This window comes from uncultured Thalassospira sp., assembly GCF_963976115.1.
GTDB lineage: Bacteria > Pseudomonadota > Alphaproteobacteria > Rhodospirillales > Thalassospiraceae > Thalassospira.
The window spans coordinates 128,625-140,661 of sequence record NZ_CAXBJJ010000012.1 but is presented as its reverse complement, the minus strand read 5'-3'; the positions used below and the strand labels follow the sequence as shown (position 1 = coordinate 140,661).

General features: G+C 54.1%; 10 protein-coding genes. 3 read left to right on the top strand and 7 right to left on the bottom strand.

The annotated features are described in order from the left end of the window. Nucleotides 1-11 precede the first annotated feature (11 nt). Nucleotides 12-851: a hypothetical protein gene (locus AAC086_RS16805; RefSeq protein WP_339780396.1), complete on the bottom strand. Its 840-nt coding sequence runs from the start codon at nt 849-851 to the stop codon at nt 12-14. Between the two features lie 235 nt (nt 852-1,086). Between AAC086_RS16805 and AAC086_RS16800 the strand changes: the two genes are divergently transcribed. Both AAC086_RS16800 and AAC086_RS16795 read left to right on the top strand, forming a co-directional pair. Continuing rightward, nucleotides 1,087-2,091, top strand: coding sequence for an asparaginase (locus tag AAC086_RS16800; protein ID WP_339780394.1), 1,005 nt, complete (start codon nt 1,087-1,089; stop codon nt 2,089-2,091). 336 nt (nt 2,092-2,427) lie between these two features. Continuing rightward, nucleotides 2,428-2,745: a YnfA family protein gene (locus AAC086_RS16795; protein WP_339780392.1), complete on the top strand. Its 318-nt coding sequence runs from the start codon at nt 2,428-2,430 to the stop codon at nt 2,743-2,745. Here the strand turns inward: AAC086_RS16795 and AAC086_RS16790 are convergent, their stop codons facing one another. The 3 genes from AAC086_RS16790 to AAC086_RS16780 are packed head-to-tail and all read right to left on the bottom strand — an operon-like array spanning nt 2,746 to nt 6,688. After that, nucleotides 2,746-4,173: an ATP-binding protein gene (locus tag AAC086_RS16790; RefSeq protein WP_339780390.1), complete on the bottom strand. Its 1,428-nt coding sequence runs from the start codon at nt 4,171-4,173 to the stop codon at nt 2,746-2,748. Between the two features lie 4 nt (nt 4,174-4,177). Then, nucleotides 4,178-5,449: an HD domain-containing phosphohydrolase gene (locus AAC086_RS16785; RefSeq protein ID WP_339780388.1), complete on the bottom strand. Its 1,272-nt coding sequence runs from the start codon at nt 5,447-5,449 to the stop codon at nt 4,178-4,180. An 18-nt stretch (nt 5,450-5,467) separates the two neighbouring features. After that, on the bottom strand, nt 5,468-6,688 hold the full coding sequence (locus AAC086_RS16780; RefSeq protein ID WP_339780386.1) for a response regulator: 1,221 nt from the start codon (nt 6,686-6,688) through the stop codon (nt 5,468-5,470). A 383-nt stretch (nt 6,689-7,071) separates the two neighbouring features. On the opposite strand from AAC086_RS16780, the gene AAC086_RS16775 reads away from it, so the two are divergent. Then, the gene (locus tag AAC086_RS16775; protein ID WP_339780384.1) at nt 7,072-8,361 is read left to right on the top strand and encodes a pentapeptide repeat-containing protein; all 1,290 of its coding nucleotides are present in this window, start codon (nt 7,072-7,074) and stop codon (nt 8,359-8,361) included. 109 nt (nt 8,362-8,470) lie between these two features. On the opposite strand, the gene argJ is transcribed toward AAC086_RS16775, so the two are convergent. From argJ to AAC086_RS16760, 3 genes are all read right to left on the bottom strand, one after another. Continuing rightward, nucleotides 8,471-9,700: a bifunctional glutamate N-acetyltransferase/amino-acid acetyltransferase ArgJ gene (argJ, locus tag AAC086_RS16770; protein WP_339780382.1), complete on the bottom strand. Its 1,230-nt coding sequence runs from the start codon at nt 9,698-9,700 to the stop codon at nt 8,471-8,473. A 159-nt stretch (nt 9,701-9,859) separates the two neighbouring features. Next, the gene (locus AAC086_RS16765) at nt 9,860-10,699 is read right to left on the bottom strand and encodes a peptidylprolyl isomerase (protein WP_339780380.1); all 840 of its coding nucleotides are present in this window, start codon (nt 10,697-10,699) and stop codon (nt 9,860-9,862) included. 237 nt (nt 10,700-10,936) lie between these two features. Then, a complete protein-coding gene (locus AAC086_RS16760; RefSeq protein ID WP_339780378.1) occupies nt 10,937-12,019 on the bottom strand; it encodes a hypothetical protein in 1,083 nt (360 codons plus the stop codon). Nucleotides 12,020-12,037: the final 18 nt, after the last annotated feature.

The following is a 12,037-nucleotide window of genomic DNA, read 5'->3' as shown; positions in this document are numbered from 1 at the left end:
TATTTGTATGCTTATTCGGCGGCGATTTTGAAATACGGATCGCAGCATGTGCCAACTGGGGTACAGCCATAATTGCCTGTATCGTCGGGTTTGAAGTCGGCTTTCTTCCACTGTTTGTAATGGGCGGGTGTGAAGTACACCAGATTATTGATGTAATCATACACGATACGGCCATCCGCTGCGGCATAGGCGTATTGGTTATCCCACTGGTTTTCTTGCTGGGTGAATTCGACATAGCCGGTCAGCGGAATGGTTTCCTGCCCGACTTTGGCAAACCTTGCCGCGTAATAGTTCCAGCGCTGGCTGTTGCTGATATCGGGTGTGCTATCAAGCTCATTCATAACTTCGGCCCGGTTCAGGGTTTTTAGAACCTCGGTCATGTGAAGTTCATTGTTGAACCCGGCAACATCAAGTACGGGCAGGTGATTAAGGGCATTGCCGTGCGGGGACCGTGCCGAATCCTGCCAAAACTTCGGGTTCATATCGAAGGGGCCGTCAATATCTGCCGTTGGATAAAAATGCCCTGCTGCCATTTCGTTCACATTATAGGCCAGCAATGATTTTGCCATTTGCCGCAGACCATTGGTTAGAACCGCCCGGTCCGGTCCGACGCTGGGAATAACCAAGCCAGATAAGGTGTCGGTCGAGGCGGCTTGTATGTTTGCCTGTAACCCGCCCCAGTTATTACAGTTATCAACGGGCCAGTCCTTTGCCTCTCCGGCAGGGGAACGGCCTGACCATAATTGGGCGATGGCATCTTGCGGGTCGAGCCATTTATCTGCGGCAAAGGCAGAGGGGGCGAGGCTACATAAAATGGCGATGCCGCAAACGGTAAGAAAAGTATGTTTCATGATAAAAATCCTGTTGTTTTAAGAGGTGCCTTGATTGAAAGGACACTTCGTTATCAAGAACATAGCCGGGCCGTAGAACGGGTATGATGCCCTTTGGTTTATGCGGAACCTAAACGAGACCTAAAACCGGGAGGGCCAGATGTGAACGGTTCTTGCCTTTTGCCTGTGATTTCAGGCATAGGAGAGAACAGTATTTCGTCCCCGATATAACCCGTCTTCATATGCGGAGCCCGTCATGACCGAGATTGCCAACCCGATCCTTGTTGAAGCCACCCGTGGGACCATGGTCGAAAGTTTTCACCGGGGGCGTTATGTGGTGATGAAGGCCGATGGCACCGTGATTGAACAGGGCGGGGATATTGACGCGCTGATGTATCCGCGCTCGGCCATCAAGCCATTATTGGCCATAGCACTTGTTGAAAGCGGGGCGGCGGCGGCGTTTGATTTGGAAGACCAGCATATTGCGCTGGCCTGTTCATCACATAACGGCGAAGAACGCCATGCCCATACTGTGGCGGCGTGGCTTGATAAACTGGGGCTTTCGGTTGATACGCTGGAATGTGCGCCACATTATTCGCTGCGTCTGGCATCGGCGATTGAACAGGCGGTGGACCATGTGCAACTGACCAGGGCGCATAATAACTGTTCGGGTAAACATTCGGGCTTTTTGACAACGGCGGTGCATCTGGGCGAAGACCCGACGGGGTATATCAACGAAGCCCACCCGGTGCAGCAACGCCTGATCCGTATTTTGGAAGAAATGGGCGATTGCGATTTGTCATCTGCGCCGCGGGGCATTGATGGCTGTGGTATCCCGGTGATCGGGATGCGGTTGCGCGACTTGGGTTTGGCAATGGCGCGCATGGCCGATACCAGCGGGCTGGCACCCGCACGCGCGCAGGCAATTGCCCGTATTCGCAAGGGCTGTGCCGCCGACCCGTTTATGGTGGCAGGCACCGGGCGGTTTTGCACCAAGGTGATGGAGGTCTGTGGCACGGATGCTTTGGTCAAGGTCGGGGCGGAAGGGGTTTATTGTGCCGCATTCCCGCAGCAAGGGCTGGGCGTGGCCCTGAAAATTGATGATGGCGCACAGCGCGGCGCCGAGGTGGCAATGGGCGCCTTGTTGCGCCGCCACGGTGTGATTGATGATGCTCGGGCTGAAACCCTGAAAGACTACCTGACCCCGGTTCTAACCAACTGGGCGGGCAAATATGCCGGTGACATGCGGCCGGCCTTTTAAAGCACTTTTCCTTTAATATGACCCATTTTGTTTGTTTTTGGCGTGTCGTTTGGCAAGGCACAGCGCGCTGCGCGATGCGGCGCATCGGGCGAGCGGTGTAACGCCGCCAAACACCGCCAAAATCAAACCCTGTGGGCCAGCTCAGTCTGCCGCCTGGCCGCGTCGAAATCCTTGTCCGTAAACCCATTACGCCCTGCGGACTTCTCCTTGCCAGGCGGCAGACTGAGCTGGCAAAATGGGTCATATTAAAGGAAAAATGCTTTAAGGCTCGGTAATTGCCATTTTGCCGTAATGCGGGCGACCCGTTCGCCTGTGCCAATGACAAGGGGCACCAAAATGTCGCTGTTGTTTTACAGTGCTGCTGCACTTGCCGAAATTGCAGGGTGTTTTGCCTTTTGGGTGTGGTTGCGCGGCGATAAACCGGCATGGTGGATTGTGCCGGGGGGACTTGCGTTGGTGATTTTTGCCAGCTTGTTAACCCGCGTTGACGCGGCCTTTGCCGGTCGGGCCTATGCGGCCTATGGCGGCATTTATATTGCCATGTCGCTGGTCTGGTTATGGCTGGTGGAAGGGATGCGCCCCGACCGCTGGGATATGGTCGGCGCGGCCATGTGCGTGGCCGGGGCGATGGTTATTTTGTTCGCCCCGCGCTAGTTATTTGGTGGCAGCGGCCGCTTTTTTTCCGCTGCGGTCTTCGCCCGGCAGCAAAACATGGAATGTGGTGCCTTTACCGATTTGGGTTTCAAACCAGATACGCCCGCCATGTTTGACTTGCACAATATCATGCGTGATCGACAATCCCTGACCGGTTCCTTTGCCAACTTCCTTGGTGGTGAAAAACGGATTAAAGATTTTTGACCGGTTTTCCTTGGCAATACCGATGCCATTATCGCTGATGCTGACCAGAATCTGATCATCGATGGCTGTTGTTTTAATATGAATATGCCCTTCTTCGGCACCGCGCCCGGAGGATTCAATCGCCTGGGCGGCATTGACGATCAGGTTTAGAAACACCTGGTTGATTTCGTTCACAAAACAGGGAATATGCGGCAGTTCCGGGTCGAGGTCCTCGGTCAGGCTGGCGCTGTGTTTCCATTCGTTGCGCGAAATCACAATAACGTTGGACAGGATCCGGTTGATGTCGGTGGCGGTTTTTTCGCTGCTGCCAGGATGGGAAAATTCCTTCATCGACAGTACGATCCGGGCAACCTGATTGATCCCGTCCAGCGATTGCTGGGTGGCATGAGGGATTTCATCAAGTAAAAATTCCAGATCGGCATCGCGCATTTGTTTGGAAAAATCGCGAAAGGTGCCATCTGGCAGGTTGTCGCGGTATTTCCACAGGGTTTGCAGGGCTGTGCCCAACAAGCGCGATAAAGAACCATACCCGTCATTAAGAAATTTCAGGTTGTCGCGAATATATTGGCTGGGTGTGTTGATCTCATGCGCGATCCCGCCAGCCAGATGGCCGATGGCTTCAAGTTTCAGAGCTTCGCGCAGTTCGCCTTCAAGTTTTTTGTGCGTTTCCTCGGATTTTTTGCGCCGGGTAATGTCGTGGAAAATATATAAAAAGCTGGTCTCGCCCATGAAATGTGCCGGGCTGACAATGACCTCCATCGGGAAGCTGTCACCGTCGCGGCGTTGGCCCATGGTTTCGGTATAGTCATAGCGCAAAATGCCACTGCTGATATTGATGCAGCGATTGAGCAATTTGTGGCGCACGGTGGCTTTGCGGTCGATGAACATTTCATCGGTACCAGAACCAATCAGTTCATGCCGGTCTGACCGTAACAGGACACAGGCCGATTTGTTGCAATCCTGAATCCGTCCGACCCCGTCAACAATCAGAATGCCTTCCACGACACTATCAAGGATGGTTTGCAGGCGTTGTGATGATTCCCGATGGCGTTTTTCCTGGGCTGCGATCAGCATTTCAACGCGGGCCGCCATATCATCGGGCAGGCCCAGTTCGCGAACCGCTGCGATGACGTCAAAATCTTCCTTGTCGTTCGGGGTGAGAATGGTTTTTCCCGCGCTCGACAGGTCAAAGGCAGTTTCTTTTGACACGGCAGATGCACTCATGATTTCAGGCCTTTGGTTCTTGCAACTGGGAAGACTTTGCCAGAGTGCGCGCAGGGGGTGTTTCCGAAGCCGGTACAGAGGTCACATCTTTGCCCCGCTTCAGGGATTTACCGCCGCGACGGACTTCGATGGGTTCGCGAAACTTGTGGAGCCGCTCAAACGTTCTGAGGCGCTGTAGCTGGACTTCGGAAATGAAATTGCCATGGGTTAGCAATATCCGGTCTTCTGTGGTTTCAAGGTCGGTCAATAAATAGTCGCCAACCCGTAATTCCTTGATATTGATGACCAGTTCCTGGCCATCGGGGTAAACTGTTTCGTCATATACGGTATCAACAACCGCCAGCAGGGATCGTAATTTTGCCAGCAGGTCCAGATCATAGCGGTCCTTGCGATACAGTAATTCATCAAAATTCTGAGGTAGCGGGGCATCACCGCGGGTGCGTTCGGCGAGATGGTTCAATATGCGCAACACCCGCGCGCCGAGCGGAATATCCTTGCCCACCGGGCCTTTTTCCGGAAAGCCGGTGCCATCGAAATTGCGGTTTTGCAAACCAATAATTTCGGCAACATGTTCCAGACGCGGAATATTGGCCACCAGTTTGGCGGCGACCTCGGGGGTGCGTTTGACAATGTCCCGTTCAAGCGGTTGCAAGGGTTTGTCACCCGACATCCGGCTCAGCAAGTCAGCGGGCAGGGACACCATCCCGATCGGGCATAACAGTGCGGCAAGCCCCAGTTCCCAGGGGTGGGGATATTCAATGTCGGCGCAGACCTGGTCACACCAGGCTTTCACCCGCATGGCGCGGCCAAAAATGGTGGGGTTAAGCTGGGCCAAAACATCGGTCAGGACCTTGACGCTGCCAGCCAGCGACTGTTCGATCAGGTTGCGCTCGGCTGTTATTAACTGGTGCTGGCGCAAGGCGGCCCGAATGCCGGATTCAAGAACGGCATCGTCGCAGGGCTTGTTGAAAAACCGAAAAATGCTGCCGCGGTTAATGGCATCAATCGCGGTTGCCTGGTCGGCATTGCCCGTTAGCATGATGCCAATGGTTTCAGGGTGCTTTTTGGCAACGATTTCAAGCAGTTCAACCCCGGTCATGCCGGGCATGCGCATATCGGCAATACACACGGCAAAAGGGCCTTCTTCGGCCAGTGTTTCAAGGGCCTGCGTACCGCCAACCGCAATCGACAAATCGAATTTGCCGCGCATGGTCCGGCGCACACCGCGTAACAGATTTTCGTCGTCGTCGACAAAAAGAACCTTGTTTGTTTCCATTGCACCCTCCTTGACGGATTACCTGGTCAGGGTTTTGTATTGATTGTTTACCTTGATGGCGATTTGACGCCAGGTTTCGAGGCGGTCGGTTTTGCCAAGTTCCTCAAGATAGGCCATGTCGATTTGATCGACATAAGGCTTGGCGCGTTTTTCGTTATTGATGTCGCGGCACAGCATTTGGGCAAAATACAGGGCCGATAGCGGTGTCATGACCCGTTCCGGCACATCGGCCGGGCGGTGATGAAACGCAACCGCCTGCACAAGGGGGCTGGGAAACCCCCATAAACCCAGCAAATAGGCCCCGATTTCCGGGTGTGCGGCCCCGAACACCTCTTGCTCGGCGGCAATGATCGATACATTGTCATTTTCAACACGCGCCATGACTTGCTCCATCTCGTTGGCCCGGTTCATCAATAAAACCAGGCTTCCGATATGGCTCAGCATTCCGGTGGACGGCACCATCATGGAAACCTGTTTGCCCAGATTTTCGGCCTCGGCGATCAAAGCGGCGGTAACGCCAATTTGCTGGCTGCGATGGCATAAAAGGTTCAGGCGCACGGTGATATGTGATGGGCCCTTAAAGCCTTGAAACAGGCCAACAAACAGTGCCAGCGATTTCAGGGTGTCCATGCCGATCATGCGTACCGCATGGGACACAGAACTGATCTTTTGTGTGATGGCAAAATAGGCGGAATTGGTAAGCTTCAAGACCTCGGCTGTCAGGGCAATATCGGCAGATACAATGGCGACGATGCGGTCATTGCCTGCCATCGGGTCTTCCAGGGCCTTGACCAGGCGCATATAGGTGTCGGGCGGAGAGGCGATGGCATCGATCCCCGACATCAGGGCGCGCAATGCCGGATGTTGCAGCATGTCTTTTAACTCAAGCGCATTTTCGATGGTATCGATCAGCAATATCTCGTCGCAGGGTTTTGCCAGATATTGATGCGCCGGGCCTACCGTGCGCAAAACGGCCTCGTCTTCGGCGAAACCCGATAGAATGATGCGGGTGGTTTCGGGGTGGGCGATCCGGATTTTTTCCAGCAACGACGATCCGTCCATGCCGGGCATCCGCATGTCGCTTACCACCACATCCATGCTGGTGTTTCCACACATTTCCAGCGCCATTTTGCCGTTGAGGGCAAAATGGGTTTTCCAATTGGGCCTTATGGCGTGCAAACGGCGCCGAAGCCCGTTGAGTATGTTTTCGTCGTCATCGACGAACAGAACGTTATTCATTCAATATCCCTGCTGACCGGAACCTTGTTGTTCTATTTGGGGTCTTGTCGCGACGATATAAAGGAGAGGACGTGTGAAATACCGTTTTACAGTTATACGCCAAAATTCACGTCTTGGGTGTATTAACCCTGCATGCCATTATCTTTGGTTGGGCTTGCTGCGTTACGATGCAGCGCAACCCTTTACCCTGATGGTTTGTGCGCTTGTTGGCGACAGTCCAGGGGACGGCACGTTATTGATGCTTTAACGTTGTCTGGAAAAAGTTGTATTATATAATCTTACCAATACTAAAAGGCTGTTTTTTTGTGAAAATACGCGCAAAAAGCAAGGGGCGATGATGGGCCGTCAACGCAAGAACGGGTTTTCTATGCCAAGGGGGACGGATGACAGTGGCTACGCGCGAGCAGCTATATGAAGCTATTCGCCTTCATCAGGCTTTTGTTGCGCGAAAACCGGGTGGCAAGCGTTTGCAACTGCGCAATGCCAATTTGTCGCGTCTTAAGGTGCGGCACATAACCCTGGCCAATGCCGTGTTGCCGGGAACCAATTTTATACAGGCGATGATGCATGATGTGCGGTTTGATTTTGCCGACCTGTTTGCCTGTAATTTTGTCGAAGCCGATCTTGAAGGATCGTCTTTTAATCGGGCGGACATGCGCGGGATCAATATGGCGCGCAGCCGATTGTGCAACACCGATTTTAGCGAATGTGATCTTCGGGCCGGGTCGATCATCATTCTTGATGCCGGGCGGGAACAGTTGATTAACCGGAGCAGCGATTTAAGTGGTGCTGATTTGTCGGGGTCAAAGATGTGGGGCACCAATCTTGCCAACGCCAATATGAGCGCAACCAAACTGCATAATGTTGACATGAGTGAGGCCAACATGTTTGCGGTCAATCTGGAAGGGGCGGACCTTAGCGGATGCCGGTTAAACGGTGCCAAGCTGAAAAATGCCAACCTGAAGGGCGCGCGCCTGAAAAATGTTGATCTGACCGGGGCTGATTTAAGCGGGGTCAATTTACGCAATGTTGATCTGTCCGAGGTGGATCTAACCCGGTGCAACATCATGGGGGCGATTGGTGGGCAACGCGGCCCGAAATTGCCCGATCATATTCAGGAACGTATCGATCTGCATGCCAGTTGGATCAGCAGTTCCGGCCAAACCGGCAGCCCGTTGAATGTTGCAGGCGAGGATTTAACCGGGATTGATCTTTCGGGCAGTGACTTGACCGGAGCCTGCTTTGACAACTGCAATCTGCGCGAGACGAAATTTATGGATGCGGTTCTGATTTTGGCATCCTTTCGCAATGCCAACCTAGAAGGGGCGAAATTAACCGGCGCGCATTGTACCGGCATTCGTCTGATGGGGGCAAAACTGGACCGTGCGGTGTTGATGGGGGCCGATTTAAGCCCGGTTGCCCAACGCGATGCGACGGGAGCTATGACCGGCGAAAGCTGGAAAGCGGATTTAAGCGACACCAGCCTGGTTCAGTGCGATTTGCGCAATGTAAAATTTGTCGAAACCCGCCTGCGCAACGCGCAATTTCGCGGTGCCAATGTTTCGGGGGCCAGCTTTAAAGACTGCAATGTTGAAGGGGCCGACTTTGAAGGCTGCAACATGCAGGCTGCATTGTTACCTGTGCGCAGCAAGGCGCAGAACAAAACCGGATAATTGCGGGCAAAGCCCTGCCTGTCGTTTGGGGTATTTTGCAAGCATATACACCAAAGGCGCCCTGATGGCGCCTTTGGACAAGATATTGTGTCAGCTCGCGCGCGAGATCTTAACTGCGGTAATCGGCATTGATGGAAATATATCCATGTGTCAGATCACAGGTCCAAACCGTGGCACGGCCATTGCCAAAACCCAGATCAACATCAATGTCGATATACTGACCCTTGATGTGCGCTGTTACAGGGGCTTCGTCAAAATCGGCAACCCGTTCACCTTTATGGGCCAGCGGAATGCCGCCGATGGAAACCGTCAATTTGTTGGGATCGGCCATCACACCGCATTTGCCAACCGCCATCACAATCCGGCCCCAGTTGGCATCTTCACCGGCAATTGCGGTTTTAACCAGGGGAGAATTGGCAATGGCCTTGGCCGCTGTTTTGGCTTCGGTATCGTTCAGCGCGCTGGTGACATTGATGGTGATAAATTTGCTGGCACCTTCGCCGTCACGCACGATCTGATGGGCAAGGTCAACCAGAACGGTTTCAAGGGCGGTTTTGAACCCGGCCAGATCGGCACCATCGGCATTGTCAAATTCGGCATTGCCCGCCGTGCCGGTGGCGGCACATAGCAGGGTGTCGGATGTGGATGTATCGCTATCAACTGTGATGGCGTTAAAGCTGCGGCCATTACAATCGGCGAGCATTTTCTGCAAGGTGGCATGGGGAATTTTGGCATCGGTAAAAACAAACGCCAGCATGGTTGCCATATTCGGTTCGATCATGCCCGAGCCTTTGGCGATACCGGCCAGTTTAACCTCGGTCCCGCCAATGTCAGCAGTGGCGGTTGCTGCTTTGGCAAAGGTATCTGTGGTCATGATCGCGCGGGCGGCATCGCTCCAGGATGCTTTGCTTTCCAGCATGGCGGGCAGGGCATCGGTGATGCGGTTCGCCGTGGCCGGTTCGCCGATCACACCGGTTGAGGCGGTAAAAACCTCGTTTTTTGCGCACGAAAGCAGGGCGCTGGTGGCGGCAACTTCGTCGGCCACAAACTGTTCACCGGCCTTGCCGGTAAAGGCAATGGAATTGCCGGCATTAACCAGAAACGCGCGTGCAGACCCACCGCGCAGGGCTTCGCGGCCCCAGCGTACGGCGGCCGATGCGGTGGTCGATGTGGTGAAAACAGCGGCGACACTGGTGCCTTCGATCAGTTCGGCCAGCAAAACATCCGGGCGGCCCTTATAGCGAATGCCAAGGGTTGCGGTATGCAGCGTCACGCCGCCAATTTCGGGCAATTCGGGAAATGCAGCCGGGGCAAGCGGCGAAACAGTATGTGCAGCCATGTGTTTTTTGTCCCTTATCTGGCCGGGCGAAACCGGGAAGGTAAAATATGCTGTAATATACAGGGCATCGTTAAAAAAACGGGGCAGGCCGTTTGGCCAACCCCGTCTGGTCATTTGGCAATCAAGCCCGATAAACCGCCAGATGGCGTTATCGTGTGCTTATTTGCTTTCTTTGGTGTCCGGGGTTTCCAGGGTGTTGTCCACTTTGGCATTGGCGCGCAGGTCGTCGACCAGCTTTTTGTAGGCTTCCTGGGTCATTTCGGCGGCCAGCTCGTTATGTTTTTCTTCAAAAGTCGGCTGTTCGCCTTTTTTGGTTTCTTCAACCTTGATCACGTGCCAGCCAAACTGGGTTTTAACCGGTTCCTTGCTATAGCTGCCCGGTTCCATTTTAAACGCGGCATCCGCAAATTCCGGGACCATCTGGTCATGGCTGAAAAAGCCCAGGTCGCCGCCGGTGGGGCCGGACGGGCCGGTTGACTTTTCTTTGGCCACTTCGGCAAAATCGGCCCCGCCATCAAGTTCCTTGATCACGGCTTTGGCGTCATCTTCGGTTTTTAACAAGATGTGACGGGCGTGAACCTGGTTTTCCGGTTCGTTGGTTTTAACGAACTCGTCATAGCGTTTCTTGACCGCGTCTTCGGTGACGATTTTGGCAATTTCACGGTCCAGATAGGTTTCGGCAACGATGCGGCGTTTCATGGCGGCAACGCGATCCGTCACTTCGGGATCGTCATTCAGCCCGGCTTTTTCGCCTGCCATGGTCATCAGGCGCTGGCTGATTTCGCGGTCCAGAAGCATCGGCTTCAAGGCTTCGAACGGATACTGGCGGTATTGTGCCGGAAGACCCTGCTGCGTGGCGCGCACTTCGGATTCCATGATTTTTTCGCCGTTGACGGTCGCCAGAACCTTATCTTCGACCGGGGCAGAATCCTGCGCCATGGCCGGGGATGCGAAAAGGACGGTGGCCAGTGAAGCAGCGAGAAGTGTTTTACGCAGCATGTTCTCTCCAGATTTATTTATTAAGGGCCGGATGGCACTGTTCCTGTTATCTAACCGGTAAATCATATCCTTTATCACGGCACAAGAGGCAGCCCGCCAATGTCACGGTTTTTTACCGGTTGGCTGGCGCAAACGTGATAATGAAACGATTTCCGGATCGTAATATATTCGCATAATACGGCAATTTAAGGGACAGGCCATGCCTTTGGCGTGCCAATAAGGGCAAAGGTGGCCGCGTTATGCTTCCATGTCGAGAAATACTTCGCCAACTTTGCCGACGCCGCCGTCATCGCGCACAAATTGCCCTTCTGCCGCCAGTGTGCCGCCAACCAGACGTTGCGATAGCGGGGTAATGGCGGACAGGCGAATGCTGGCAATGCCTTCTTCTTCCAGGCTTGATTGCGACCCGTCGGCATGGAGCAAAATCAGCGATGAAAAAACCTTGTCCTGGGCATCAATGCTGCCATCGCCATTGTCATCATAGATTGCCAGTTCGGCAAAGCCGTCGGCAGCACCGTTCTGGTCGCCAAAAAGTTCGCGGCCATCATCTATTTTGCCGTTTTTGTTTTTATCAAGGGCCAGCAAGGCATCCTTGCCGGTGACCCAGGCGGCCTGGTTGGTGGTGCCATCGCCATCAAGGTCAAAAACCGATCCATCGCGCAGGCTGGTAACGTCGATACCGTTGCCATCAAGATCAAGGATCAGCGGGTCTTGTTGGGTAACGTTGCTGATTTCCATGTTGATCTGGCCGACACGGACCTGCAAATCACTGATTGATATCCGGGTGCTGCCGCCATTGCTGCTGCTGGCTTGAAGGTTGGTTTGGCTCAATTGCAGGTCGATGCTGCTGGCGACCAGCGAAAAGCCGCTTGACGCCTGACCGGAATTTTTCAACGAGGCGGCAAAATCCGCATTTTTGCCAATGCCATCAGCATTGGCAGCCCCGGTAAGCTGGTCGGCCATTTCGCGGGCCTTTGCCGGGGGAATGCCCATCATGGCCAGTACAATCAGGGCGTCGCGGTTCATCCGGCGCGACGCATCGTTGATGGCTTCGCCACCGCCAGCGGAAATATGCAGCAATTTGGAAATTTGTGACGACACCGCATCACCCGCCGAACGGGGTGAGGGGGCATCGGTGCCGGTGGCATTGTTATGCCCCGCACTGACCGATGATTGCGTCAGACGTGCCGCAACCGTTTGTGCCGCCACCGACCGCGATGCTGTGGTGGTCAGTCCGGTTGCGGTTTTGTCTGTTTGTTGTAACGAAACCAAGGACGTGGCCCGGCTTTGGGCAGCAGTGTTGAAATTAAGCGAAACCATCGGCTGTCTCCATAATGA